Annotated in this window: 26 protein-coding genes; 16 read left to right on the top strand and 10 right to left on the bottom strand. The window is 36.8% G+C overall.

Annotation, left to right across the window (positions count from 1 at the left end; all coding sequences use genetic code 11):
• Window positions 1-6: 6 nt before the first annotated feature.
• Window positions 7-993 (bottom strand): aldo/keto reductase, encoded by a 987-nt coding sequence (locus IPP61_12345; protein MBL0325950.1) that lies wholly within the window; start codon window positions 991-993, stop codon window positions 7-9.
• A gap of 127 nt (window positions 994-1,120) precedes the next feature.
• On the opposite strand from IPP61_12345, the gene IPP61_12340 reads away from it, so the two are divergent.
• The 7 genes from IPP61_12340 to IPP61_12310 all read left to right on the top strand — a co-directional run bounded on the left by IPP61_12340 (window position 1,121) and on the right by IPP61_12310 (window position 6,911).
• On the top strand, window positions 1,121-2,389 hold the full coding sequence (locus tag IPP61_12340; GenBank protein MBL0325949.1) for a replication-associated recombination protein A: 1,269 nt from the start codon (window positions 1,121-1,123) through the stop codon (window positions 2,387-2,389).
• Window positions 2,390-2,591: 202 nt separating this feature from the next.
• Complete coding sequence (locus IPP61_12335; GenBank protein ID MBL0325948.1) at window positions 2,592-2,777, top strand: hypothetical protein; 186 nt, start codon at window positions 2,592-2,594, stop codon at window positions 2,775-2,777.
• Window positions 2,774-3,832 (top strand): hypothetical protein, encoded by a 1,059-nt coding sequence (locus IPP61_12330; protein MBL0325947.1) that lies wholly within the window; start codon window positions 2,774-2,776, stop codon window positions 3,830-3,832. The genes IPP61_12335 and IPP61_12330 overlap by 4 nt, the downstream gene beginning before the upstream one ends.
• A gap of 61 nt (window positions 3,833-3,893) precedes the next feature.
• Entirely contained in the window at window positions 3,894-4,289 is a 396-nt protein-coding gene (locus IPP61_12325; protein MBL0325946.1) for a GxxExxY protein, read from the top strand.
• A 127-nt stretch (window positions 4,290-4,416) separates the two neighbouring features.
• Entirely contained in the window at window positions 4,417-4,611 is a 195-nt protein-coding gene (locus IPP61_12320; GenBank protein MBL0325945.1) for a hypothetical protein, read from the top strand.
• Window positions 4,608-5,669: a hypothetical protein gene (locus IPP61_12315; protein ID MBL0325944.1), complete on the top strand. Its 1,062-nt coding sequence runs from the start codon at window positions 4,608-4,610 to the stop codon at window positions 5,667-5,669. Before IPP61_12320 ends, IPP61_12315 begins: the two co-directional genes overlap by 4 nt.
• A gap of 150 nt (window positions 5,670-5,819) precedes the next feature.
• Window positions 5,820-6,911, top strand: coding sequence for a hypothetical protein (locus IPP61_12310; GenBank protein ID MBL0325943.1), 1,092 nt, complete (start codon window positions 5,820-5,822; stop codon window positions 6,909-6,911).
• A 177-nt stretch (window positions 6,912-7,088) separates the two neighbouring features.
• Here IPP61_12310 and IPP61_12305 read toward each other — a convergent pair whose 3' ends face one another.
• From IPP61_12305 to IPP61_12290, 4 genes are all read right to left on the bottom strand, one after another.
• Window positions 7,089-9,257: a TonB-dependent receptor gene (locus tag IPP61_12305; GenBank protein ID MBL0325942.1), complete on the bottom strand. Its 2,169-nt coding sequence runs from the start codon at window positions 9,255-9,257 to the stop codon at window positions 7,089-7,091.
• Between the two features lie 238 nt (window positions 9,258-9,495).
• On the bottom strand, window positions 9,496-9,978 hold the full coding sequence (locus IPP61_12300; protein ID MBL0325941.1) for a hypothetical protein: 483 nt from the start codon (window positions 9,976-9,978) through the stop codon (window positions 9,496-9,498).
• A 152-nt stretch (window positions 9,979-10,130) separates the two neighbouring features.
• Window positions 10,131-11,606, bottom strand: coding sequence for a hypothetical protein (locus IPP61_12295; GenBank protein ID MBL0325940.1), 1,476 nt, complete (start codon window positions 11,604-11,606; stop codon window positions 10,131-10,133).
• 58 nt (window positions 11,607-11,664) lie between these two features.
• Window positions 11,665-12,912 carry a DUF819 family protein gene (locus IPP61_12290; GenBank protein ID MBL0325939.1) on the bottom strand — a complete coding sequence of 416 codons (1,248 nt, stop codon included), beginning with the start codon at window positions 12,910-12,912 and terminating at the stop codon, window positions 11,665-11,667.
• A gap of 290 nt (window positions 12,913-13,202) precedes the next feature.
• Here IPP61_12290 and IPP61_12285 point away from each other — a divergent pair, with 290 nt between their 5' ends.
• The 3 genes from IPP61_12285 (at window position 13,203) to IPP61_12275 (ending at window position 14,771) form a co-directional block, all read left to right on the top strand.
• Entirely contained in the window at window positions 13,203-13,343 is a 141-nt protein-coding gene (locus IPP61_12285; protein MBL0325938.1) for a hypothetical protein, read from the top strand.
• 135 nt (window positions 13,344-13,478) lie between these two features.
• Entirely contained in the window at window positions 13,479-13,940 is a 462-nt protein-coding gene (locus IPP61_12280) for an Lrp/AsnC ligand binding domain-containing protein (GenBank protein ID MBL0325937.1), read from the top strand.
• Window positions 13,941-13,958: 18 nt separating this feature from the next.
• The gene (locus IPP61_12275; GenBank protein ID MBL0325936.1) at window positions 13,959-14,771 is read left to right on the top strand and encodes a DUF1460 domain-containing protein; all 813 of its coding nucleotides are present in this window, start codon (window positions 13,959-13,961) and stop codon (window positions 14,769-14,771) included.
• Here the strand turns inward: IPP61_12275 and IPP61_12270 are convergent.
• Complete coding sequence (locus tag IPP61_12270) at window positions 14,768-16,201, bottom strand: S8 family serine peptidase (protein MBL0325935.1); 1,434 nt, start codon at window positions 16,199-16,201, stop codon at window positions 14,768-14,770. The two genes, IPP61_12275 and IPP61_12270, sit on opposite strands and share 4 nt — an antisense overlap.
• 139 nt (window positions 16,202-16,340) lie before the next feature.
• Between IPP61_12270 and IPP61_12265 the strand changes: the two genes are divergently transcribed.
• Window positions 16,341-17,615, top strand: coding sequence for an aminopeptidase P N-terminal domain-containing protein (locus tag IPP61_12265; GenBank protein MBL0325934.1), 1,275 nt, complete (start codon window positions 16,341-16,343; stop codon window positions 17,613-17,615).
• Window positions 17,612-18,520, top strand: a complete 909-nt coding sequence (xerD, locus tag IPP61_12260; protein ID MBL0325933.1) for a site-specific tyrosine recombinase XerD — start codon at window positions 17,612-17,614, stop codon at window positions 18,518-18,520. The genes IPP61_12265 and xerD overlap by 4 nt, the downstream gene beginning before the upstream one ends.
• On the opposite strand, the gene IPP61_12255 is transcribed toward xerD, so the two are convergent.
• The 4 genes from IPP61_12255 to IPP61_12240 all read right to left on the bottom strand — a co-directional run bounded on the left by IPP61_12255 (window position 18,507) and on the right by IPP61_12240 (window position 21,547).
• Window positions 18,507-18,902, bottom strand: a complete 396-nt coding sequence (locus tag IPP61_12255) for a type II toxin-antitoxin system VapC family toxin (protein MBL0325932.1) — start codon at window positions 18,900-18,902, stop codon at window positions 18,507-18,509. The genes xerD and IPP61_12255 overlap by 14 nt on opposite strands.
• A complete protein-coding gene (locus IPP61_12250; GenBank protein MBL0325931.1) occupies window positions 18,902-19,120 on the bottom strand; it encodes a hypothetical protein in 219 nt (72 codons plus the stop codon). The genes IPP61_12255 and IPP61_12250 overlap by 1 nt, the downstream gene beginning before the upstream one ends.
• Window positions 19,121-19,219: 99 nt before the next feature.
• The gene (gene feoB, locus IPP61_12245; GenBank protein MBL0325930.1) at window positions 19,220-21,316 is read right to left on the bottom strand and encodes a ferrous iron transport protein B; all 2,097 of its coding nucleotides are present in this window, start codon (window positions 21,314-21,316) and stop codon (window positions 19,220-19,222) included.
• Between the two features lie 6 nt (window positions 21,317-21,322).
• On the bottom strand, window positions 21,323-21,547 hold the full coding sequence (locus IPP61_12240) for a ferrous iron transport protein A (GenBank protein MBL0325929.1): 225 nt from the start codon (window positions 21,545-21,547) through the stop codon (window positions 21,323-21,325).
• Between the two features lie 226 nt (window positions 21,548-21,773).
• Between IPP61_12240 and IPP61_12235 the strand changes: the two genes are divergently transcribed.
• The 4 genes from IPP61_12235 to IPP61_12220 all read left to right on the top strand — a co-directional run bounded on the left by IPP61_12235 (window position 21,774) and on the right by IPP61_12220 (window position 25,927).
• Complete coding sequence (locus IPP61_12235) at window positions 21,774-23,120, top strand: hypothetical protein (GenBank protein ID MBL0325928.1); 1,347 nt, start codon at window positions 21,774-21,776, stop codon at window positions 23,118-23,120.
• Window positions 23,117-24,220, top strand: coding sequence for a hypothetical protein (locus IPP61_12230; GenBank protein ID MBL0325927.1), 1,104 nt, complete (start codon window positions 23,117-23,119; stop codon window positions 24,218-24,220). The genes IPP61_12235 and IPP61_12230 overlap by 4 nt, the downstream gene beginning before the upstream one ends.
• A 67-nt stretch (window positions 24,221-24,287) precedes the next feature.
• Window positions 24,288-25,070 carry a TatD family hydrolase gene (locus IPP61_12225; GenBank protein MBL0325926.1) on the top strand — a complete coding sequence of 261 codons (783 nt, stop codon included), beginning with the start codon at window positions 24,288-24,290 and terminating at the stop codon, window positions 25,068-25,070.
• Entirely contained in the window at window positions 25,067-25,927 is an 861-nt protein-coding gene (locus IPP61_12220; protein MBL0325925.1) for a DMT family transporter, read from the top strand. Before IPP61_12225 ends, IPP61_12220 begins: the two co-directional genes overlap by 4 nt.
• The last annotated feature ends 195 nt before the right edge of the window (window positions 25,928-26,122 follow it).

The following is a 26,122-nucleotide window of genomic DNA, read 5'->3' as shown; positions in this document are numbered from 1 at the left end:
GTAATTTTACCACCAATGGTGGACGGTTTGGTTAAAATATTTCTTATAAATTTCCTTAACAATCGTCAATTCTTCGGCTGAAAGTGCCGGCTCATTCAGCGATTTCAGGTTCTCAGTGATTTGCTCAGGCCGCGATGCTCCGGGAATCACCGTGCTCACTTCATCAAACATCAGAATCCATTTCAAGGCCTTTTGTGCTAAAACTGCTTTTGGGCCAAAAAGAGCCTTTAATTCCTCCACGGCTGCCAATCCGGTTTCATAATCTACGCCTGAAAAGGTCTCTCCTTTGTCGAAAGCCTCGCCATTACGGTTAAAGTTACGGTGGTCGCCAGCTTCAAATTTTGTTTCTTTAGAATATTTACCCGAAAGCATCCCACTCGCCAAAGGAACTCTTACTATCACTCCAATATTTTTCTTTTTTGCCTGCTCAAAAAATAATTCAGATGGTCGCTGACGAAACATATTGAAAATAATCTGAACCGTTGTAACATTTTCATATTCAATGCCTTTCAGTGCTTCCTCGATTTTTTCAACACTTATACCCAAATTCTGAATCTTGCCCTCAGATTTTAGTTTTTCAAATTCTCCGAAAATCTCAGGGCGATAAAACACTTGTGTAGGCGGACAATGCAACTGAATCAAATCCAAAGTCTCCAATTGGAGCCGTTTCAGGCTATCTTCCACATATTTTCTCAGTGCAACAGGCGTGTAACCCTCATTTACATGTGGATTTATCTGCCTGCCACATTTGGTGGCTATAAAAAACTTCCCTTTATGCGATTTTAAAAATTTCCCGATGGTTATTTCTGATTCTCCGTCGCTGTACACATCGGCGGTATCTATGAAATTGATACCCTGTTCCGCAGCCTCATTAAGTATTTTTTGGGCCAGTTTGTGATCAAAATCGCTCCCCCACTTACCTCCTACCTGCCAGGTGCCCAGCCCGATTTCGGATACCTTTGCCCCAGTTTTTCCTAAAATTCTATAATTCATTTTTTAAAATTGGTTGAAAAATCAAAATTACGGAATCATTGATAAAATAATTAGAATTCTAGGTAAAGGATTTTGAAAAGCAGAAAGGTTTAATCAATTTTACTATCTTAAAAAAACAAAAAATATTTTGGATAATTTCGTACCCCTAGCCGAACGTCTCCGACCACGCACCCTGGATGACTACATAGGTCAGGAACACATTCTGGGCAGAGGCAAAGCTCTCAGAATAGCCCTGGAAGCCGGTCTTTTGCCTTCCATGATCCTTTGGGGACCGCCGGGAGTGGGTAAAACCACGCTTTCACTCATGTTGGCCGAAATTACCAAGCGGCAGTTTCACAGCCTGAGTGCCATCAACGCCGGGGTGAAAGATCTCAGGGAAATTATCAATAAGCCTTCCGGCTTGTTTCCTCCTATCTTGTTTATTGATGAGATTCATCGTTTTAACAAATCGCAACAAGATGCACTGCTGGGTGCGGTTGAAAAAGGCAAAGTAACTCTGATAGGTGCCACCACCGAAAATCCCTCTTTTGAGGTTAATTCGGCATTACTTTCACGCTGTCAGGTATATATTCTGGAGGCTTTCGGAGAAAAAGAACTGATGGCCTTACTTAATAGAGCCCTGGAAAAAGACGAATGGCTGCATAGTAAAAATGTGAAAATTTCGAGTACCGACTCGCTTTTCAGAATCAGCGGCGGCGATGGCCGAAAACTGCTCAATCTGCTCGAACTGGTGGTCAATGCACAAGTAGGGCAAGCTGAAGTAACGATTGAAAATGAGTTGGTAGAGCAAGTAGTACAGAAAAACCTGGCTCGCTACGACAAGTCAGGGGAGCAGCACTATGACATTATATCGGCTTTTATCAAGTCGCTCAGAGGCTCTGACCCCAATGCGGCATTGTATTGGATGGCCCGCATGATTGTGGCAGGCGAAGACCCGAAGTTTATTGCACGTCGGATGTTGATTATGGCCTCGGAAGACATCGGCCTTGCCAACCCTACCGCCATGATGGTGGCAAACAGCTGCATGGATGCCATCATGAAAATCGGGTATCCTGAAGGGCGGATAATACTTTCACAAACTGCGGTATATCTGGCCACTTCGCCCAAATCCAATGCCTCATACGTAGCCATTGACAACGCCATTGCATTGGCTGAGCAAACTGCCCATTTGCCGGTACCTGTGGACTTAAGAAATGCCCCCACCAAGCTCATGAAAGAGATTGGATACGGCAAAAACTATAAATATTCGCACGAATATGCCGGAAATTTTGCCAAGCAAAACTTTCTGCCCGACGAGCTCAAAGGCAAAAAAATATACGAACCAGGCAACAATGCCCGTGAAAACGAGATCCGACGCTCGCTCCAAACCTGGTGGAAGGAGTGGTATGAGTATTGATGATTTTAAGGGAGAGAAGCCTGTTTTTTAAACGATTACAAAATAAAAAATTCAAAGTCTAAATTATGATTTATTAGATTATGATGATTTTTGAGATTTAAAAACAAAACTTTAAATTTATATAAAATAAAAAAATCAGCCCATAATCACCGTAATCAATTAAATCATAAAAATCAAAGTTCAGACTATTATGCATAATCAAATGAATCCTAAATATCAAAGCTCAGACATTTTCCCACTCTTCGATACTTTTTGGAATAATACGGAGCTGAGAGGGACGGTGTTTGAAAATAAATTAGATACCCAAAAAGAGGCCGCAAAAGACGAGTTCGAAGGTTTAGTTAATGACATTAATTCGTTGATATATCAATTTATTAGTATAAAATGAAAAATATTTTAAAAGAAAAAGATATACAAAGCTTTTTTGTTTTTGGAAATTCATTAATTTTTTTACAAAACAAAAATATTTTTCAAGATGGGAAATTAAAATTAATTGATATCGAAAGTTTCGGTGTTAAAAATGAATTTGCGTTTTTTCATAAACAGGAAAATGAAAATTTGGTTTCTATTCAGCTTAATCAAAAAAATGAATTAATAAAACATAACTATCCAATTGATGCAGAAATTTGCTTTGAAAATCAAGCATTTTTAGGTTTAAACTATGATAGGCTAACAAAAACCTATGAATATTTTAATTACAATTTGCTTGATCAAAAAATTAAGAAAATAAACAATATTAATTCAAAATCAATCCATCACAAAGTATGCTTACCTTACATTTTTTATAAAACCAAGAATCAATCAGATATTGGCAACTTCCACCTCCCCACCGAAACCACCCTCTGGCAATATGCTATAGCCGACCTGGGGGCAGAGAAAGTGAGCAAAATATTGGGGGTATTTGGGCAGACTTTGGTGGTAGTGGGCTATATACGCGAATACACCTATATGCTTCTTGGCCTTGATGTTCAGTCAGGCCAGGTGCTTTGGAAGCACGAGGAGATATTTGCGGCAGAACTACATGGCAAAGTTCATCCCGTAAAGCTTTCATGTATATATGCTGATTCTGGAACAGGCAAGGTAATTTTATTTGAGGCAGGTGTCTATTCTGAATTCGAAGGCTCTTCAGGCAATATTCTCAAATGGATAAATATTTTCAAGTCTCCACTATCATTTGGCAAATACAAGATGGATGCCTATGCTTTTGATATCTGCGATGCCGACGAAGAGTATATCTATTTCAGAACCTCAGTGCCTGGCTATGGGATGTATTCAGGAGCCGGAATTTTCAATCGTAAAACCGACCAACTGGAATTTTTGGATGTAATCCTTTCAGAAAATGGCAGACCCATAAGCATAGGCCCTCAAAAAGTAAAGGCCACCAAAGAGAAATTTTATGTACTGGATAATCAAAACACCCTGCATATATATGACCGGGAATAATGTCTGAACCGTGGTTTATTTGTTTTTTGGGATTTTGATGATGATATAAATTTAACATAACATGGAAGAAAAAACTAAATATAAATACGCAGACCAAACCTCAAAAATAATAGGTTGTGCTATGAGAGTACACAGCACATTGGGGAACGGATTTCAAGAGGTAATATACCAAAGAGCTCTGGAAATTGAGATGAGGTTAGAGGGCATCGCTTTTCGCAGAGAATTTGAAATGCCCATTTATTACCGTAATCAACATTTAGGAACACGTCGAGTCGACTTTCTGGTTGAGGAGGTTATTTCTGTTGAATTAAAAGCCATTACGCAACTCGAAGATGTGCATTATGCTCAAGCTATCAATTATCTGGAGGCCTATAATCTCGAAGTCGGTTTATTGATTAATTTTGGTGAAAGAAGCCTGTTTTTTAAACGATTACAAAACAAAAAATTCAAAGTCTAAACTATGATTTATAAGATTATGATGATTTTTGAGATTTAAAAACAAAACTTTAATTTTATATAAAATAAAAAATCAGCCCATAATCACCGTAATCAATTAAATCCTAAAAATCAAAGTTCAGACTATTATGCGTACTCAAATGAATCCTAAATATCAAAGTTCAGATATTTACCCACTCTTCGATACTTTTTGGAATAATACAGGGTTTAGGGGGGCTGGGAAATTATTTGGAACAAGAAATGAAAATGATGCTTTAACTTTCTTTAAAACCTTAATAAATGACACAGAATCAATACTATATTCATTCATAGCAGTAAAATGAAAATCAAAAGAATTCAATATGTAACAAATTATTGTGTTACTAAAAATAACGTTTTTTTAGCAAACAAGGACAGAGTTATTAAATCACTTAATAATGAGCTTGAATTTAATGAATTCAAATTTGATGGTGCATCAATGTTTGCTGACGGTGATTTTTTAATAATTCCTGTAAACCCTTCTCAAACTTTTATTTTTGATTTAGTTAAAATTTTTTATGAATTATTAGATTTTAACATTGTTTTTAAAAGTAACTATAGAAATAAAGTGCTAGTTACAAAAACAAGCAATGACAGTACATATTATTTCATTAGCCAATATGACTTAATTCAAAAAAAAATCACTTATACTTCAAGAAAAGAATTTTCAAGTTGGAATGGAGATTTAATAGAAAATAGCTACTATTATATAGATGAAAATCAAATTATTCACTCCTTCCACCTCCCCACCGAAACCACCCTCTGGCAATATGCTATAACCGACCTGGGGGCAGAGAAAGTGAGCAAAATATTGGGGGTATTTGGGCAGACTTTGGTGGTGGTCGGGCAAATACGCGAATACACCTATATGCTTCTTGGCCTTGATGTTCAGTCATGCCAGTTGCTTTGGAAGCACGAGGAGATATTTGCGGCAGAACTACATGGCAAAGTTCATCCTGTAAAGCTTTCATGTATATATGCTGATACTATAACAGGCAAACTGATATTATTTGAGGGAGGTGTCTATTCTGAATTCGAAGGCTCTTCAGGCAATATTCTCAAATGGATAAATATTTTCAAGTCCCCACTATCATTTGGCAAATACAAGATGGATGCCTATGCTTTTGATATCTGCGATGCCGACGAAGAGTATATCTATTTCAGAACCTCAGTACCTGGCTATGGGATGTATTCCGGAGCCGGAATTTTCAATCGTAAAACCGACCAACTGGAGTTTTTGGATGTAATCCTTTCAGAAAATGGCAGACCCATAAGCATAGGCCCTCAAAAAGTAAAGGCCACCAAAGAGAAATTTTATGTACTGGATAATCAAAACACCCTGCATATATATGACCGGGAATAATGTCTGAACCGTGGTTTATAAGATTATCATGATTTTTGAGATTTAAAAACAAAACTTTAATTTTATATAAAATAAAAAAATCAAGTTTTCAGACTTCCAGAATAAAGTTAATTCAACAAACTCAATACTCTTTAATTTTATCGATATCAAATGAAAATTAATTCCAGAATTATTTGTGTTAACCAATTTTCTATTTTGGAAAATGGTCTTTTGTATTTGTCAATTACTGGGGAAGTATTCTTGAATAATAAATTGATAAAAAGTAATGTTGAAACACTTGCATATATTGATAGTAAAAAAAACTTTTTCTTTGGTGAAAAAGGTAAATTAAACACTTATTGTGAAGATCTAAATTCATCCAAATTATTTGACTTAGAATATATCTCACCTTTTTTCAATTCGATGAACGAAAGTATTTATATATGTTATGAATTCAAAATAGAAGATTTTTCGAGCAAAATTATTAAGTATAACATTTTGCTTAAGCAAAAAGAAAAAACCATAATAAACGACTCAAAACTAAAAATTTTGTTCAGTAACAATAAATACCTGGTTCTTTTTGAGTCAGGAGATGAAAATTTCAATTCAATTACATTCTACAACCATCTGACCGAAACCACTCTCTGGCAATATGCTATAACCGGACTGGGGGCAGAGAAAGTGAGCAAAATATTGGGGGTATTTGGGCAGACTTTGGTGGTGGTATGTGGCTATAGCCGTTTCGTTGAAATTCCGAATGGTAATAAAGTGAATGCCAAACTCGAAAAGATTATTGGCCTTTATGTCAACACAGGACATTTACTTTTCGAAACCGACCAATACGAAATCAATGGTGAAACGCATTTTCTTGGATCGGGATTAAACACAAATTGGGTTTTCAACGATGGGGAAACCTTCGTACACGCCATACTTGATGATTATTTGTCCTTCGACACCCAAACAGGAAAAATTACAGCTCTGAATATCAGAGAAATGGCACAAGAAAAAGGAATCAACGGTCTTCAATCTTCCTCAATAGAGGGTAATAAAATTGGTTTCAGGGCATTTGATGACCAATTGGGAGGTTTTCAAAGTGTAATTGGAATTTTCAATACCCAATCCTTAAAAATCGAGGATCATTATACCTATGCCGATGCCAGAAAAGAGGGGGCATATTTTAAACCGGGTCAACCTATTGTATCAGGCAATAAAATATACGCACTAGATTCGAAAAACACCCTGCATATATATGAGCGGGAATAATGTCTGAACCGTGGTATATTTAATTTTTTAGGGATTTTGAAACTAAACTTTGGGTGAATTTTAGAAAAAAAATACTACCAATAATTTTCGTAATCAAATGAATCCTAAAAATCAAAGTTCAGACATTTTATAGTAAGAATAAAAAAAACGGAGCCTCGCAGCTCCGTTTCCTGTTTACTAAACCCCAAAACTTACTGAGAAGTTGAAGTTTCTTCCATCTGATGGCCATATTCCCGGACCGGGGTAAAACTGCGGTCGCTTGGTGAAATATTGCTTATCAAAAATATTGTTGGCATTGAGCTTCAATACCATGTTGGCTCCTACTCTAAATGTCTGATTAAAATCTAATAATCCATAACCAGGTACAAGACCTACCGAACCGGTAGCAGAGGGCATTTCGGTATTCAGGGCATCGGCATAGCTTTTGGCGGTGTAGCTGTAGAGCACCGTCCCGCTGTATTTTTTGTGGCGAAGCGTGAAGCCGTTCCGACTGATGACCGGAGGCGTACTTTCCACTTTATTCCCTTTTATGTCCACGTTTTTGTCACCCACTTTTATATTGCCATTGATATACCGGGCATCAATATAGGCTGTAGAAGTAAATACGGTAATGTTGGTGCTTTTTCCTGTCTTAACTTTATATTCAATGAGTGACTCCAGACCATTGGAATATGAATCCCCAATATTGGTTCTCAAAATATTAAAGGCTGTACCGGCCTCTTCATAGGCGATGGTTCCTGAGCGTTTTCGGTACATTAAACCAAAATAATTGAGGTCGATTTTCCAGTTATCATTTTGTATTCTGTAGCCCAGTTCGGTATTCCAGCCTTTTGAATCCTGAATATTGGGGTCTGTTTTTTCATAAATTGATCCCGGTATCAAATCTTTGAATACAATCGGCCTGTAAGCTTGCGACCATCCGCCATAGATATTCGAGTTTTGATTAATTTCAATCTGTCCATTTATGCCAAAAAGCGGAAACTTATGGTTCATTCTGAAAGGCACCAGCTCGGCATATTTCAGATATCCCTCAAACTCTGAAAACCCGTTTTCGACTCTAAATCCCGGGCTTAGGCTTACTTTTTTACCGAATTTGAATTGGTTTTCAACAAAAAGTGCAACGTTTTTGCTAATCAAATTGAGATCTCGGCCAAACTTACCTTCTATGCTCAAATCATAGTCAGAAGCTGCAGTACCTACTCCTTGCTGTCTGCGATGTAAATCATTCCAAAAAACCTGAACTCCTGCCGACAAATTGCCTTCCACTTTGCCCAATGTATAATTTTTCAAGTATCTCAACTCAGAATTATGAGAATGGTAATTATCAATATCTACCTGACGCTTAGCATATTGCAGCGTAACTGGGTCGATAGCATCAACCACATTAGAAGGTTTGTCAAACATCACACTGTTTCGTTGACCATAAACTGCCGAGGTAAGCCATGAAATCTGAGAAGTTTCAGAAATCTTCCAGTTTAAAGTCAAAGATGGAATGTAAATATTGGGTTGGTAGTAATTCCTGTTTCTAATAGCCATTGTGGGGTCTTTCTCAAACATGGCATCAGACAATGGCCCGGCCAGCTGAATCACATAGTTGGAATGTGACACATCGAGTTTAGCGGAGAATCGCTCACCAGGCTTGTAAATCAATTTAATCGATTCTGCATCAGAATCTGAGGCCGATGACTCCCGATACCCTTTCAAAGAGCGTTTGTTGGCATAAATAAAATACCTGAATTTCCCTAACTTACCCTGAATCTCGTGGTAAGTACTCATCAATCCAAACGACCCGATGGTATTGGTTGTCTGATATTGAATTTTCTTTTCGGTAGTTGGCTCTTTCGAAATATAATTGAGCATTCCGCCAAACTGTGAGCCATATTGTAAAGAACCCGTACCTCGCACCAGCTCTATGTTTTGAACAGCCTCCATTGGCAGCGAAAAATGACTAGCCGGATAACCATAAAGGTCGGTGTTAGTAATTACCCCATCTTTTCTTATGTTAAACTCCCAGCCCCGATGCGGGTCAAGGCCACGTGCCGAAATATTGATCTGGTTACCGGTACCATCCATATCGTAGATAAAAATTCCGGGGATTTTTGAGAAAATCTGCCTTGGATTTTTATCTGCAATACTCGCATCAAGACCCTGGATTTCAATTTTTTCTGTTTTTTTCCCGGAAAAAATATAGGTGCCCTGAATATTGGGAAGGCTTTGCATATTGTATTGGCCCCTTTGCTCATGAACGTTCAATGGGCTTAAAAACAAAGATGTATCATTTTTTACCTGACCTAAAACTGTATTTGAGAAAGCTAAAAATCCTAAAAAATATATTAGTCTTTTCATTGTTAATTTAATTATTTTTCGATTGAAATATTGAATTGACATCTTAGAAATAAGCGACAATTCCGGGATACTATTTTAGATTAAATTTTATTCAAATACCCTTAATATGATTTGAAAAAAATCAAATTACAGGATATGCGTTATTGTAATAAAATAAGAAACAATATTTAAACCAAAGGCGGGAAATATGAAATAAATCATACCGCTTTTAAAAGGTAAAATACTGATCAATAAATTTTTAGCTTAAGAAAATCGGAGGAGGAGAGTAATTTTTGACTGGTGAGCTTTCATAAAAATCCAGGTAATGAAAAATAGATTTCTCAAGTTTAGAATTCCAGAAAAAAGTCAAAAATCCGACGTTTTGATTATGGTATAATTTGCAGAGATTCTTCAAAAAATCATTTAAATGGTTGAGAGGAGTATCCTTATGACCAAAGTTTTCATATACCTGATTGATAAGTTCAAAAACTCCCTTTCCAGTTATTTCTTCTTTCTCAAATACTGTAGTGAGCGTATCATTTGAAAATATTTTCGATTTGGAACGGTAAATTTCACCTTCAAAAACCGCCAGATATCCCTTATGCTCATAGAATCGGGCTTCCGCCAAATAAGGCATTTGAAAAGGAAACTTAATTTCAAGTGTATTACCTTTAAGATTATAAAATATCTCACTATCAGCGTTTTTAGAATTTTCGAATACATAATATTCAAAAAAACTCATTCCCAATAGATAAACTAACAGGAACCCAATGATTGATATTTGAACTAATTTTTTAATAAAAAAGAATTTTTAAAACTTAAAATTCAAATTTAGTCCGTTTGAAGTAATAAAAACATGAACTTGGTCAAGATAATACTGAAATCTTCAAAATTTCATTTCCAGACTTTCTTAAAAGAAGCAAAAAAACCATAGTTGTCATAGATGAGATCACCCTGCTCAATACCTACACCTAAATTAATTGTTCCAGACCAGTAGGGAGCCGGAATCTGAGCTTTTATACCAAATGACATCTGGTCAGCAGATCCAAAATTGTTGAATGGAGAACCAAAGTTTCGGCCATAAGAAAACCTGGTCTCCAACAGTACTGAATTTATCTTTGAATTAAGCCCAAAATAGCCCACTTTTAACCTGTTATTATTAGTAAATTTCGAATCCCCTCCTATACTTTTTTCATTACGAATCTCCGGATTTGGGATCATTAGAGGGGTCCCGATGGTGAGGTCATTATAAGACCAGCCATCCAAGTATTGCATGTGATTAAAATAAAAATTCTGATTTCTTCCATAATGTCTTCCATAAAAACCAATCAACCGCAAAAAACCCGAACGGTAAATTCCCTGGTTGGTGGTATGAAGAAATTCAACCACTACCCGATTGATCTTTGCCTCAGGTTCTTTGATTTGTAAGGAAACTCCATAGAGCCCATCATCAAGATTGGTTAAACTACTGAAGGTCTGGCCGGTTTCAAAAATCAATTGTTTATAAATCAGCCATTTATATTTTTCTAAATTTATTTCTCCTCCCATATCAATCTGACCTATGTGATTACCAAAACGATTCTCCAGGTCAAAATCAGCATAAGCAGAATCGGGAGCAGGATTGGTAACGGGAACCAAAATATTGAGATAAGTGTACCAATCTGAAGGAAATTTGCCGTTTACATATCTGGGATCTGAAGGTGGTATCTTGTATTTAGGTATTCCCCCCCATTGAGCATTATGCAGCATTCCGCCATAAAGTTTAATTTTGGATTCAGGCTTTCCAAATCTGACATAAAGGCTTTTTTGATGCAAATAATACCGCTTTACAGTAGTTTGATTTCCAAACCATCCATGCGAAAAATGACCTTTTAGATAAATTCTTTTAGATAAAAATTTAGTATATTCCGGAATACCGATCTGAACCTCAGGAATAGGAAGCGAATTGCCTGACCAGGTAATAGAACCACTACTCAATGTAGAATCCATAAAACCATGAACCTGCTTTTTTCTACCCAAAAGCAAATTCCATTTTTTGTATTTCAGGCTATAAAATGCCTCAGGAATCACGACTTTGGCCTGACCACCCGTCACAATAGCCATGTCAAAACCATAAGATGGAATAAATCGTTTTTTAGAGGTATCCTGCTTTGAATAAAGATTTTGCCGAAATAATAAAGTATTGGATACACCGGGAATGGCACCAAATTGATTGCTTCTTAACCAAAAAGGGATTTTATTGTTGGTGGAATAATATCCACCGATTTCCATGGAATATATCAGTTTTCTGGAAGATTGCCCCACAGCTATCCCTTTACCCAAAATCAGGGTAAGCCCCATTGCATATTTTACTAATAATCTCCAGGTCATTTGTAGCCGTAAGTTTAATTATCAAACGGTACAACAGAATAATCAAAAACCAAGCCAATTAAGACAATACCCAGTGCATCAAAAGTGCTGTCAAATAGCCACCATAAGTACCGATGGCATATCCCAAGACTGAAAAAATAACACCTATGGGTACTAAAGTAGGATGAAATGCTCCTGCAACCACCGAAGCCGAAGCCGCCCCACCGATGTTTGCCTGCGAACCCACTGCAAGCATAAAATAAGGGGCTTTTACAAATTTGCTAGCCAGCACTACAAAAATAACATGAGTCAAAATCCAGATAATCCCCACCAGAAAAAGCCACAAATTGTCTGCAATGGCAAGCAGGTCCATCTGCATACCGATGGAAGCAACCAATAAATATAGCATCAATGAAGCGATTTTTGAAGCTCCGACATACTCCAACTGCCTGATTTTAGTTCTGGAACTTATGATTCCGAAAACAGTAATCAAAAATACTACCCAAAAAAATGTTGAGGTAAGGCTAAACTTTGACCATTCCGGGTGGTTGCCTTTTACCCAGGGAGTAATTAGGTCAGCTAAAAAATAAGACAAACCAGTAAATATTATAGAAATGCCAAAGATCTTCAGAAAATCATAGTATGATGGAATCTTTTCGTTTTGTCTGGTAAGGTCTGCGACTTTATTTTTCATGTCTTCAACAATACTGGCGTCGGCTTTAAGCCATTTGTTGACTTTTGGAGCATTGGCAACGCCAACCAGTAAAACCGCCAGCCAGGCCTCTGCTACTAATACATCTACGGCTACGCTTTGAGAAAACACATATGCCGAAGGTTGCAAAATCTCTTTCAGGGCCGTTTGGTTTGCCCCACCACCAATCCAGCTGCCGGCAATTGTTCCCAGACCTCTCCATACTTCGTTTTCTGTACCCATCATAAATACCTCGGGTTTGATTATGTGGACAATTTTCACAGCCAGGGGACCACCCACAATCACCCCAAGCGTACCACTCAAAAACACCACAAGAGCTTTCCATCCGAGTTTCTTGAGCATATCGATGTCAAGACTGATGGTAAATAAAAAAAGCGTGGCAGGCAACAAATATTTGGAAACAAATGGATAAACCTGCGACTTCTCTCCGGAAAAAACACCTAAAGTATTTAGAAGGCCGGGTAAAAAATAACACAGCAATATCGGAGGAAAAAAGGTAAAAAACTTTTGAAGAATTGGATAAGGAAATCGTGCAGCTTTGAATACAACAAGTAATATTAAAAATAAAATGCCGGCAACGACAGCATCGTTAGAAATCAGAACTTCCTTCTCCATCAGGGTATTTTTTTACCCAAATATAGGAACGAAACTTCCAATAAAACAAAACACACAATCTACAAAACGAGATTGTGTGTCGCAATTACACTTCATCAACAAACTAAAAACCAAATAATATCTTTCTTATTTAATTTTTTTCAATACAAATATGCAAAAAAATAGGCATGAAAAAAATATTTTTTAAGTTTTTCTTCTCATGCCTATTATCGCTGTAGGAGGGGGAGTCGAACCGCCCACGATGCAGTTAGCTGAAGAGCAAAATTTTTGGTGGTCAACCCCAGTCGACATTGGAAAAAACCCGTCCGGCTTTACTCTCTGTTTATCCTGAACTCACCACCCCCGAGACAGGAGGGCACGGCTGCCAGTTTCGTCATCCTACAGTATTTATCAGAACTTTATCGTTTCTCAAAAGAACAATGCAAAGTTAAGTCCAAATTTTTAATTGATAAAAATTATTTATAAAAAATATCTATTTTTTAGTTTTCATTTAACATTTTTTTAAAAAAGCTAAATATTATTTAGAAAATTTATGAAATTTGTATTGAGTACTAAAAAATATTCAGATGCTTAAAGAACAATTTGATGAAATAGACCTCAAAATTTTGAGGCTTCTGTCAGAAGATGCTAAAATGTCGTATGCTGAAATCGGTGAAAAGGTGTTTTTGTCGCAGGGGGCAGTGCACACCAGAGTTAAAAAGCTGGAAAATCAAAAAGTCATAACCGGCTCAGGAATAAAAATTGACGTAAAAAAACTCGGTTGGGATATATCGGCATTTTTGGGGATTTACCTGGAAAAAAGTGAGCAATACGATAGGGCGGCAGCACAATTGGCTGAGATACCGGAAATAGTGAGTATAAACTACACAACCGGAAATTATAGTATTTTTGTGAAATTAATGTGTCGTGATACCGCACACTTAAGGGAGGTTTTACATGATAAAATCCAAAAAGTGCAGGGAATTCAACGAACCGAGACATTTATTTCGTTAGAAGAAAATCTGTTGCGAAATGCACCAATTATCTGATGCTTGATTTTGAAAAATATGAAAAATAGAATAATTGTTTTAACCCTTTCGGGTATTTTTTTGTTAACTCCCAGAATTTTTTCACAGAGTTTTACGCCCGAAGAAATTCTTAAACAACCCTCAAAAGGCACTGTTGCTCAGGACATTATAGATATTTCTCAAAATTTTCTTGGCACTCCATATCTGGCAGGTACCCTTGAAGGTCCTGAGGAAAAACTGGTCTGTAAACTCGATGGATTTGATTGTTATACCCTGGTAGAAAACGTGCTGGCACTGGCTCTAACGAAAAAATCAGGGCAGAAAACCGAGGAAAACTACATGAAAATGCTTCAAAAACTAAGATACAGAAATGGTAAAATTGATGGATATACTTCCAGAATTCACTATTTCTTTGAATGGGCAAAACAAGCTGAAAGGTATGGATACCTACAGGATCTGTCACCGATATTTGGAGTAAAACTCAATAAAAAAATTGATTTTATGAGCCAAAATAGCAAATTGTATCCCGCACTTTCATCGGCTGAAAATATTTTAAAACTTACAGTTGTGGAACAGAATATTTCGAAAATACCATTTTTTTACGTTCCGAAAGACAACTTTAGTAATTATGTTTCCCTCATAAAAGACGGAGACATCATTGCTTTTACCTCAACAGTGGCCGGTCTGGATGTAAACCATGAAGGATTTGCGGTTTGGCAAAACGGTAAACTCAAGCTTTTGCATGCCTCACTTGAAAAGAAAAAAGTGATTATCTCGGAAGAAACCTTAAATCAATATTTGCAAAGGGTAAAAAAACACTCAGGAGTGCTGATTTTGAGGCCTAAAAATTAATTTTTCCACTTTACTTTGTAAATCTTTCCATTGTGATTGATAGTGCTGTAAAGTGCTTCATGTGGCTTTTTAATTTTCACCTTTGACTCCTTAACAAGCCTAAATTCCTGAGATAGCACATTTCTTTTGTCTTTTTTATGAAAAATCACCAGACTGTCTCCTTTTTTTGCTTTCAATTCGAAGGCCTTTCTTAGATTAAGTTCTTCAATTTTATGCTCCGGCAATTCGCCTTTCATCTGCTTCAATACTAGATCGGCTTTCGGAAAACCCGATCCTATAAAATTATTAGGCACTAAGGCATAAGCACCTGAAGCATTGAGCATTGCCTTTATTTCAGACAATTTTAAAGCCGGGTTTTTCTGCAACATACACGCAACAAAACCTGTAATCAACGGAGCCGCAAAGCTGGTACCGTATTCTGAAAAAGCGGTTAGGTCTGGCTTCAGGAATTTAACATCTTCTCTTCCTTTTGAACTGTAACTCATTTTCAAGCCATTTTGGTCGTTGGCACCGACACTAATGGCTTGTTCAACATCGCCGGGAGTAGATATATACCCCTGCCAGGCTTTGTTTTCCCCTTCATTTCCTGCACTTAGGACCAAAATCATCCCTTTTTGTTCGGCGGCGATTTTAGCCGCCCTTGCAATTATGGAAGTTTGGCCGTCCATTTGCTCAGGCTGGTAATTTTCTTTGGAATCGGTAAAACCCTGGGCATAACCCAGCGAGGAATTGACCAGCCTCACACCCAGACTGTCGAGCCACTCCGCTGCAGCCAGCCAGTTGTCCTCTTCCACTCTTGACTCTCGGGTGGAGGATTCGGTTCGGGCCAAATAAAAATCGGCAGCGGGAGCCATCCCAATCTGTAATTTTCGTTCAAAGTCTATCCCGCCAATAAAGCTCATTACTGCGGTTCCATGAAATTCCTGATCAGATTTTTTCTCCCCATAAAAATCTTTTTTATCAGGAAAATAAAAATCCTTTGTGGCTTTAATCTGTTGATTTTTAAATATATGTGAAAGTGTTTTGTCGGAATTAGCGTTTAAAAAACCACCGTCTATTACACCAATGGAAACACCCTGCCCGTTAAGATTTTGATCTAAAAATGCCGGCCCATTCATTTGATTAATGGCAAAAGTTATATACCAGTCTTCACCCAGATACTTATTATTTGTATAAAACAGACTATTGCCCAATGGCACTGTGGCTTTGATATCATTTAACTTTTTTAAGCTGGCAATTTGCTGTGGGTCTTCGATTTCAACAGATGCGGCGTTGAGCCATCTGCTGACTTGCCTTATTTTCAAATGATTATCTTTCAAAATATTCAATATGGAGTCCGAAGGTCCGAAATCCGTTTCCTGAAATTCATTTAAACCTAATTTTCTCCTGTTTTCCAAAGTTTTTGCTGAAACTACATTTTTTTGTGTCAAATCTCTTTTGGCAAAATAAACCCAGTAGTTTTTTTGAGAAAACCCACAAACCGAAAATAAAAAAAATGATAAAAACAGGGTTAATCGTGTCAATGCCTTTTTTGTGTTTATTTTGCAAAAATAACATTCAAAACCATAAATGAGGTACGAAAAAATATCTCCGGCTCTTTTTATTAAAAATAGAAAAAAAGTACATTTAAGTACTTCCGAAATCGCCATTTTTACATCCAATGACCCGCTTCCATCAAATGCAGACGGGGTATTTGGGTTTATCCAAAATTCCAACTTTTTTTATCTTACAGGAATCGATCAGGAAGATTGTTATTTGATAATCAACCCATTTGCTCAAAAAGACAAAGACCGAGAAATACTTTTTGTAAGAGAAACCAATGAAAAAATCAAGGTTTGGGAAGGAGAAAAACTAAGCATGGAAGAGGCGTCAGAGATTTCTGGAATTGAAAATGTAAAATGGGCGACAGAGTTTTGGAGTGTCTTGGAGGAAATACTAAAAGGTAAAACAACAGTTTGTTTTCATCAGGACATCTCGCAGGGAAAAGGCACGGCATTCAGGTCAAAAGAAAAGTATTTATTAACACAAGTTAAAAGAAAATTCACAGGAATTAATACCAAAAATATAAGTGAATCACTTAACAATGCCCGGCAAATAAAAGAATCTGAGGAAATTGAGCTAATAAGAAAAGCCATAAAAATTACCGGAAAGGGGCTGCAATATGCTGCACAAAACCTTATTCCGGGAAAAATGGAATATGAAATTGAAGCCGATTTGAGCTATATATTTCTAAAAAACAAAAGCAGGCATCATGCTTTCGAGCCGATAGTTGCTTCTGGTAAAAATGCTTGTGTGTTGCATTATGTATCCAATAATGAATCTTGTAAAGCCGGAGATACGGTTCTATTGGATTTTGGTGCAGAATATGGCAATTATAAAGGAGATATGACCCGGGTTTTACCGGTTTCAGGAAAATTTTCAGAGCGACAAAGAGAGGTTTATGAGTCTGTTTTGGAAGTTTTTTATAAAATAAGAAAACAGATGGTTTCCGGAAACACCATCCAGAATCTAAAAAAAGAAACACAGCATCTGATTGGCAATGAGCTCGTTAAACTAAAAATTTGCACTAAAAACGAATTAAAAAACAATCCGAAAATCCTCTTAAAATACTTTCCTCATGGCGTTTGTCATCATCTGGGCTTAGATGTGCATGATGTGGGTGACAGGGAGATACCCCTGGCTCCAAATATGGTACTGACTTGTGAGCCTGGTATTTATATACCTGAAGAAAACCTGGGAATCAGACTTGAAAATGATATTTTGATTACTGAAAACGGAAATATTGACTTGATGGAGGGCATTCCGTTGGAAGTTGATGAAATAGAAAAAATGATGAAAAAATGAATGATAAACTCATACGAAATTTCAGGAATTATCTGAAACTCGAACGGGGACTTTCGGTCAACTCGCTGGAATCGTATGAACATGATATTCAAAAACTTAAAGGCTTTTTGCCTGACAATCAGGACTTAAAAAGCACAACTCAATCGCAGATTCAGAGCTTCTTGGCATTTCTCAATGAAATTGGCTTAGCTGCCAACAGCCAATCGAGGATTTTAAGTGGCCTGAAGGCATTTTTCGAATATTTATTACTGGAAAAGCAGATTGAAACCGACCCTACATATTTGATTTCCAGTCCAAAAATCGTTAGAAAATTACCCGAAACGCTTCATTTTCATGAAATAGAAAAAATGATTAGTTGCATTGATCTGAGCCTGCCTGAGGGACACAGAAATAAAGCCATAATAGAAACGTTTTACGGCAGTGGTTTGAGGGTAAGCGAGTTGGTAAATCTCAAAATCAGTGATTGTTATTTTAAAGAAGGATTTCTTCGTATCACCGGAAAAGGAAACAAAATGCGTCTGGTACCACTGGGAAATGCCTCGGCAACTGCCATTAAACTTTATATAAATGAAAACCGGAGTCAGCTAAAGATTGAAGCCGAATTTCAGGACTTTGTTTTTCTTAATCGCAGAGGAAAAGCACTTACAAGAGTTATGATATTTTTAATTATTAAAGATTTAGCCGAAAGAGCTGGCGTGCACAAAAACATTTCTCCTCATACTTTGAGGCATAGTTTTGCAACGCATCTGGTCGAAGGTGGTGCCGATTTAAGGGCGGTTCAGGCCATGTTGGGACATGAATCCATCACAACAACCGAAATTTATACGCATCTTGACCGCGAATATTTATCTCAAACCTTGAGAGAGTTTCATCCGAGAGGCAAAAACAAATTTAATTTGAAATAATTTCTACTAAATCTTTATACAATTCCAAGTTTTTATCGGAAGAAATAAGAGGTATTTTTTCAGAAAATGAAGTAGCAATCAGTAATCTGTCAAATGGGTCACGATGGTATTCAAAAAGTGGGATTTTATTGTAAGCTGCGATGTGTTCGTTTTTTATGGGTAAGATCTGGAAATTATCTTTTATTAACTGCTCTATTAATTCCTCAATTTCAATAGTTAATTCCGGCAACTTTCCGATTCTTTGTTTAATAGCAATTTCCATTAAACTTATTTGACTCAAAAAAATATCATTCTCCTGTAATAAATCAATTGTATTTTTTGAAAGTCTTTCAGGGTGGCTAATAGTCCAAATAAAAATTTGTGTGTCGATAATTATTTTCATTACATATAGTCTTTCAAATCTTCAAGTGGATCATTAAAGTCTTCAGGTAAATCAAATTTCCCAACTTGACTTCCTAAAACAACACCTTTTTTCTTGTTTTTTATTTCTTGAGTTTTCTCCAAAAAAACCACTAAAACTTTTGATTTTTCCAAAGTAGGAGGAGCTTCGTTTAATTCCAGTTTCCCGTTTTCGTAAATACCTTGTACTGTCGTTAGCATTTTTGATTTCTTTTTTACAAAACTAAGAAATGAAAAGGAAAATTCAATCAAAACTCAAAAAGGTTTTAATTGCCAGATAATAAATACTTTAAGAAGATTTTATCTCAAAATCACATAGACCAACCAGGCAGATACATAGGCCAGAACACTCATATAAGCCAATTGTATCATGGGCCATTTCCATGATTTGGTTTCACGGTAAACCACAGCAATAGTACTCATACACATCATGGCAAATACGTAAAACATCAACAGAGAGTAAGAGGTGGCAGTAGAAAATACAGGCTTGCCGGTAACCGGATTTATTTCCCGTTTGAGACGTTCTTTAATGGTGGCGTCATCGTCACTTCCGATGCTGTAAATTGTAGAAATTGTCCCGACAAAAACTTCGCGGGCAGCAAATGAGGTTATTAAGGCAATGCCTATTTTCCAGTCATACCCCAATGGTTTGATAACCGGCTCTATGACTTTCCCAAAAATCCCGGCATAACTGTTCTGAAGTTTTTCTGAGGCTATTTTATGATCAAGTTCGGTTTCATTAAGATTAGGAAACTGTTGTTTTACACGATTTTCGGCGTTATTGAATCCTTCTCCCGGGCCATAAGAGGCCAAAACCCACAAAACTATTGATATGGCGATGATAATCTTACCGGCTTCAAAAGTAAAAGTTTTTACTTTTTCCAAAATCGTAAAACCCACTTGTTTCCATCTGGGCTTTTTATAAGTTGGCAACTCCATCACAAAATAATTTCGTTCCTGCGTTTTTAGCATTTTTTTCATCACCCAGCCAGCAGCCAAAGCACCAAAAAAGCCTAAAAAATACAGTCCCATCAGTACCAAACCCTGAAATCCGAATAGCCCCCAAAGTTTAGTATCAGGCACTACCATAGCAATCAAAATGGTGTAGATAGGCAATCTTGCCGAGCAACTCATCAAAGGTGTGACCATTATAGTAATCAGGCGGTCTTTCCAGTTACCAATCGTTCTGGCCGACATAATAGCCGGAACCGCACAAGCCAAACCACTGATTAATGGCACCACACTTTTGCCACTCAAACCAAATTTCCGAATTAAACGATCCATCAAAACAACTACCCTCGCCATGTAACCCGACTCTTCCAGCACTGAAATAAATGTAAAAAGAAAAGCGATTTGCGGAATAAATATCATCACTCCTCCCACCCCGGCCACAAGGCCTTCGGTAAGTAAATCAGTGAGACGGCTATTGGGTAAATTATTTCTTAAAAATTCATTTAAAGTACTAATCCCCGTATCAATCCAATCCATTGGATAGCTGGCAAGTGTAAAAACTGCCTGAAAAATAAAGAAAAGAATGCCCAGAAAAACCACATACCCCCATACTCTGTGAATCAGGATATTGTCCACTTTCTGAGTAAAAGTCAATCTGGAATGCTTTTCGGACTCTACCTCAACAACCTGACTTAATGTAGCATTGATATCCTTATATCTGCTAATCACTTCTTTCGCCTGAAAATCATCGGTATCAAAATTGACCTCAGTAGCAAGATGTTTCAGATATTCTTTCTCAGAATATTTCAGGAAAGATAGTTTTTCATTTTGTGCCAAAAAATGAATACCTGCATAAAGCGTTTTTAATCTGAACTTTTCCTTAATTTTTGCTGCTATTTCCAGAAATTTTTCAGGGATTATTTCTTCGTTATGGTGAATACTTTTTTTCTCAAAAGACCTGAAAATGGTCAATTTCAAACCTTCTACCCCTATTCCTTCACGTGCATTCACCTCGATCACAGGCACTCCTAAAAGCTTTTCGAGCTTTGGAGTATTGATAGTGATTCCGATTTCGTTGGCCACATCCAGCATGTTTAATGCCAGAATTGTTGGTATTCCGAGGTCATTAACCTCTTCAAACAGCAAAAGATTTCGTTTAAGATTGGAAGAATCAACCACAATTACTGCCAAACTCGGGAAATCGGGGTGGTTTTGATTGGTTAGTACTTCCAAAACCACCTGCTCATCAAGTGAATTGGGATATAAACTATAGGTGCCGGGCAAGTCAATAACCTGAATATCACGACCGTCTGAAATCTTACAAAACCCTACTTTTTTGTCAACCGTAACTCCGGGAAAATTACCGATTTTTTGACGAAGACCTGTCAGGTGATTAAAAAGAGATGATTTTCCGCAATTGGGATTTCCTATCAGTGCTACTTTCATGCGGTTTTATTCAATAACAATGGTATCAGCTTCAGACTTTCTTAGTGAAAGTTCGTAGTCTTCATCAACTGAGATACAATAGGGACATCCCAAAGGTGCCTTATGATGTAATTTTATTTTAGTACCTGGAAGACAGCCCATTTCAAGCAACTTCAAAGCGAGTTTTGAATCCAAAAACTCAGAAATTACCCCATTTTCACCCTCTTTTAAATCAGCTACTGTCCTCAAAATGTTCTAAATTAGACTTATTACAAATAACAACACAAACTTAATGTAATTTGTTCTTTTGAGGATTTTATTTCAAATATTTTATCAGAAAACATGACGTAAATCAGGATTAGAAAGTTGTTAATTCCATAAAATAAAACATTCGTCCTTAAAATAAAAAACAACTAAACTTTTGATTTTATTAATATAATTTCAATAGGATTTTTTTTACTTAAAATCACTATTTATCATGAAAAAATACCTGCTTTTTTTATTACTAGTTTTTAGCAATCAACTAGTAATCAGCCAATCTGTCACAATTTTACCTGGAAATAATTCGTCAGGTAATATTTTGTCAAATTCAGGAACATTCCCAACACTTAACCTTTTCCCATCTGGATTATTAAATCCAAATAAAATGGTTATTTCACATTCACCAGGATATTCAAATTGGGGGTTACAATACAGAGATACCACTGATCGATTTGTTTTTACGAGAGATACTGGCCCGGCTCTGACAGCAGATTTGACTACCAGAAGAGTAGGCGTTGGAATTGATAATCCAGCCCACAGACTAGATATATTAGGAGGAAGTTGGAATTTGGGAAGTTCAGATCAAGGAGACTTTAGAATTGGAAATGCTACTAATAATTTCAGGATTGGTGTTGCCACAGACGGTGGAGGTGCAGGCGATATTAGACAATTTGCAACCGGTGGTACCAACAGGATTATTTGGGGAACAAATGCATTGGACAGAATGGCCTTGAATTCTGCTGGAAATCTTGGAATTGGCACTATTGACCCTGAATCTAAATTACATGTAAAAGATGGCGATATTAAAATTAATGATTCTACTCCATTTTTATATTTTTCACCAACTGCAATTGGTACAAATTCTGGCATAAGGTTTAACGACCAAACCACTCCTTCGTTCGCTTCGGGTTATATTCTCTTTAATTATGCCCAAAATCAAATTAAACTTTTTCATGGAGAAAACACAAGTGGCGGTTTAAACTTAGATATCAATCATAAACTGGGATTAGGCTTGGATGCTCCTGCTGGTAAAATGCACATTAAATATAACAGCGGCACTGGAAATCCACACCTTATGCTAGAAGAAGCTTCAAGTGCAGATGGTGGAAGAATCACATTTAAAAATGCTGGGACAACAAAATTCTGGGATTTATGGGGTTACCCTGATGCTACCAATGCTAATGCAAATTTCAACATCTATTATTCAGGTCTAGGCAATATTTTATCTATCCTGGGCAACGGAAATGTGGGAATTGGAACTGTAAGTCCAAATAATAAACTTGATGTATTAGGTGTTATAAGAGCTAACGAGGTAATAGTGGAAACAGGCTGGGCCGATTATGTTTTTGAAGAGAACTATAAGTTAGAAGAATTAGAAAAAGTTGAGAATTTCATCAGGGAAAATAAGCACTTGCCAAATGTCCCATCAGCCAAAGAAGTTCTGGAAAAAGGTGCCCATGTGGCAGAGTTGATGACCAAAATGATGGCTAAAATAGAGGAATTGACACTCTATACCATCAAACAGCAGAAAGAAATTGACCAATTGAAAACATTATTGAAATGAAAAGATTAGCAATTTTATTAATGATTTTGGCAATTGGAGCTGATTCATTAGCCCAGGGTACAGACTGCGGAACCAAGCCAGGGCCATTTCCACTTTTGATACAAAAAGACAAACAAGATAGTTTAAATTCCATTTTGGCATTAAACACTCCCTATTGTTTGAGAGTATTTATTACCGTTTTTGCCAATGACGATGGTACAAACAGAGCAGCCACTGATGCCGATGTTTTAAGGCAATTTCAAAATATGGTAGATCAATATCAAGCTCATAATATTTGTTTTATGTTACTAAATATCAAACAAGTAAATAGCACTGACCTTAATTCACATGATGCTGATAATGAACCTACTGAATTAAACCCGTATAAAGTGTCAGGTTGTATGAACATTTTTATTCATGATGTTTTATATGATAATAATGGTGGTTTAAATGGCATTGCTTACGCTATCCCTAATACCTTTCTGAGCCTTGTGAGATCAGCGGTTAGCTCAACCACTAATTTGACCACTATGGGTCATGAACTAGGACACTGTTTGGGGCTATACCATACTTTTGAAACTTACTATGGAACTGAAAATGTGACAAGAAGTGCGGCAAATGGATGCTACAATTGTACATCGGCCGGAGATTTGGTTTGCGATACTCCTGCTGATGACCCCACTAATCCAAATTCAAATGTAAACGCAGCTTGTGCCTATGTTGGAGGTCGGAATGACCCATGTGGAACATCTTATAGCCCTCAGACAAACAATATCATGACCTATGGAAACAGAGCATGCCGAACTATATTTACTGCAAACCAGGGAGTTAGAATGCGTACTATCATCCTTATTACTCCAATTTTAAGTGCCATTTTTGCTGATGATATTGCCTATGCACCTATAATCCCTAACGCTTCCTATTCATGGAATTCCGGTGATTCCCAACAAACTGGCAGAGATCAATTAATTATAAGCAATTACAGTAACAATTCTTATATTGTAAATGGGACGGCCAATCAATTTATTCAGTCAAAAAAGGTAACTTTAAAACCAGGAACTCATTTTGCTCCTGCGGCTGGTGGCAAAGTTCATATAAAAGTCAATCCATTTTGTAATTGATATAAATTGTTTTTAGCATTTTGAAAGTCTAATTTTGCAAGAAATTAGACTTTTTTTTATGGCCAATATCATCGAAACCCACGCACATATCTATGACGAACAGTTTGACGAAGACCGTGAAGCCATGCTCGAAAGAGCAAAAAATGCAGGGGTTTCTCAAATTTGGATGCCCAATTGTAATCATGAAACCATACCCGGTATGCTGGAGCTGGAAAATAAATACCCGGGATTTTGTGTACCTATGATGGGCCTTCACCCTTGTTATGTAGATGAAAATTTCGAAAAAGAGCTTGAATTATTAAGTGATTTCCTTGAAAAAAGACCCTTTATCATGATAGGGGAAATTGGCATTGATTTCTTTTGGGATCTTTCTTTTGTCAAAAATCAGGAAAAGGCTTTTCTAGCCCAGTTGGAACTTGCAAAAAAGTACAACCTACCCATTTGTATTCATTCCCGAAGCTCAAAAGATGGACAAATGAACGCCATTCAGCATTGCTGTGACCTGATTGATGATTTCGGGTGGAAAGATTTAGGTGGGATATTTCATTGTTTTTCAGGAAATTTTGAAGATGCCCAAAGAGTAACAGCACTAAATTTTCACCTGGGAATTGGGGGAGTTGTTACATTTAAAAATGGTGGTCTGGATAAATTTTTGAAGGAAATTCCGCTGGATAAAATCGTCCTGGAAACTGATTCTCCTTATCTTGCTCCTGTACCTCACCGTGGCAAACGTAACGAAGTGGCATATCTTGACCTTGTGATAGGCAAAATTGCTGATATTTATGAAATTTCGGGTGAAGAGGTAAAACAAAAAACCACCGAAAATGCACTTTCCATCATAAAAAAATGAAAGACCTGAAATTCCTGTTTCTGGGTATCCTTTTTGCCTTCTTTTGGTCATCGGCTTCGGTGGCGGCAAAAATTGGAATTAAATTCATGGAGCCTCTCATGTTGTTCCAGTTCAGGTTTTTGTTGGCGGGCATTAGTCTTTTAGCTTATCATATTTTTTTCGAAAAATTTCAAATGCCCAAAAAGCAGGAATGGGTCGCCCTTTCTGTTTTTGGATTTTTCAACATCACCTTATATCTGAGCCTTTTTGTGTTGGGAATCAACGAAGTCGCTGCCGGAATAGGAAGTCTTTCTACTTCACTTACACCGGTCATGATGACCTTGATTTCAGGTTTTTGGCTTGGAAAGAAAATCAAACTCAATCAGATCATTGGATTGACTTTAGGGCTTTTTGGTGTTGGTATTGCGGTTTGGCCATTACTTTTTAACAGTTTTGCTACTTACAGAGGTATTATTTATTTGATTTTGAGTATGCTCAGTTATAGTGTGGGCTCTATTTATTTTTCAGAAAAAAAATGGAATTTAAGCCGGATAGCCATCAATGGTTGGCAGGTGCTTCTGGGTGGACTTTTCATGCTGCCACTAACCTTATTTTTACAGCAAAAACCCATTATTTTTAACTGGCAATCGAGTCTTTCAATTCTTTGGCTTGCCTTCCCTGTTTCAATTCTTGCCGTGAACCTCTGGTTAAGATTAATAAAACTTAATACCGTAAAAGCGTCATTTTTTTTATTCCTTTGCCCCATTTTCGGGTTTATTTTTTCTGGAATTTTATTGAATGAACCCTTCACATATCACACTTTAACAGGCTTAATATCAGTACTTTCAGGACTATATATTGGCCAAAAAAATATATGATACCTTCTTAATATTAGAAAAAAAAATGCTAGTAATCATATATTTAGGGGGTTATCGAAAATAACTTTAAAAAAAATTTAAAAAAGGTAGTAAGTATTCTTTACTAAAAGTAATTTGCGAATTAAACCTGAAATTGATTGAATTACGAATTTGTTCTGCCTTGATTTTTATAATTAAAAAACCCTTTTGTTTACA

Source organism: Cytophagaceae bacterium (assembly GCA_016722655.1).
Taxonomy (GTDB): Bacteria; Bacteroidota; Bacteroidia; order Cytophagales; family Spirosomataceae; genus Leadbetterella.
Note: the sequence above shows the minus strand (reverse complement) of the source record. Positions and strands in the feature narration are given on the sequence as shown.

Coding starts and splice junctions, on each gene's coding strand:
- IPP61_12345 (MBL0325950.1), bottom strand. CDS start 993: ATGAATTATAGAATTTTAGGAAAAACTGGGGCAAAGGTATCCGAAATC.
- IPP61_12335 (MBL0325948.1), top strand. CDS start 2,592: ATGAATCCTAAATATCAAAGCTCAGACATTTTCCCACTCTTCGATACT.
- IPP61_12330 (MBL0325947.1), top strand. CDS start 2,774: ATGAAAAATATTTTAAAAGAAAAAGATATACAAAGCTTTTTTGTTTTT.
- IPP61_12325 (MBL0325946.1), top strand. CDS start 3,894: ATGGAAGAAAAAACTAAATATAAATACGCAGACCAAACCTCAAAAATA.
- IPP61_12320 (MBL0325945.1), top strand. CDS start 4,417: ATGCGTACTCAAATGAATCCTAAATATCAAAGTTCAGATATTTACCCA.
- IPP61_12315 (MBL0325944.1), top strand. CDS start 4,608: ATGAAAATCAAAAGAATTCAATATGTAACAAATTATTGTGTTACTAAA.
- IPP61_12310 (MBL0325943.1), top strand. CDS start 5,820: ATGAAAATTAATTCCAGAATTATTTGTGTTAACCAATTTTCTATTTTG.
- IPP61_12305 (MBL0325942.1), bottom strand. CDS start 9,257: ATGAAAAGACTAATATATTTTTTAGGATTTTTAGCTTTCTCAAATACA.
- IPP61_12300 (MBL0325941.1), bottom strand. CDS start 9,978: ATGAGTTTTTTTGAATATTATGTATTCGAAAATTCTAAAAACGCTGAT.
- IPP61_12295 (MBL0325940.1), bottom strand. CDS start 11,606: ATGACCTGGAGATTATTAGTAAAATATGCAATGGGGCTTACCCTGATT.
- IPP61_12290 (MBL0325939.1), bottom strand. CDS start 12,912: ATGGAGAAGGAAGTTCTGATTTCTAACGATGCTGTCGTTGCCGGCATT.
- IPP61_12280 (MBL0325937.1), top strand. CDS start 13,479: ATGCTTAAAGAACAATTTGATGAAATAGACCTCAAAATTTTGAGGCTT.
- IPP61_12275 (MBL0325936.1), top strand. CDS start 13,959: ATGAAAAATAGAATAATTGTTTTAACCCTTTCGGGTATTTTTTTGTTA.
- IPP61_12265 (MBL0325934.1), top strand. CDS start 16,341: ATGAGGTACGAAAAAATATCTCCGGCTCTTTTTATTAAAAATAGAAAA.
- xerD (MBL0325933.1), top strand. CDS start 17,612: ATGAATGATAAACTCATACGAAATTTCAGGAATTATCTGAAACTCGAA.
- IPP61_12255 (MBL0325932.1), bottom strand. CDS start 18,902: ATGAAAATAATTATCGACACACAAATTTTTATTTGGACTATTAGCCAC.
- IPP61_12250 (MBL0325931.1), bottom strand. CDS start 19,120: ATGCTAACGACAGTACAAGGTATTTACGAAAACGGGAAACTGGAATTA.
- feoB (MBL0325930.1), bottom strand. CDS start 21,316: ATGAAAGTAGCACTGATAGGAAATCCCAATTGCGGAAAATCATCTCTT.
- IPP61_12235 (MBL0325928.1), top strand. CDS start 21,774: ATGAAAAAATACCTGCTTTTTTTATTACTAGTTTTTAGCAATCAACTA.
- IPP61_12230 (MBL0325927.1), top strand. CDS start 23,117: ATGAAAAGATTAGCAATTTTATTAATGATTTTGGCAATTGGAGCTGAT.
- IPP61_12220 (MBL0325925.1), top strand. CDS start 25,067: ATGAAAGACCTGAAATTCCTGTTTCTGGGTATCCTTTTTGCCTTCTTT.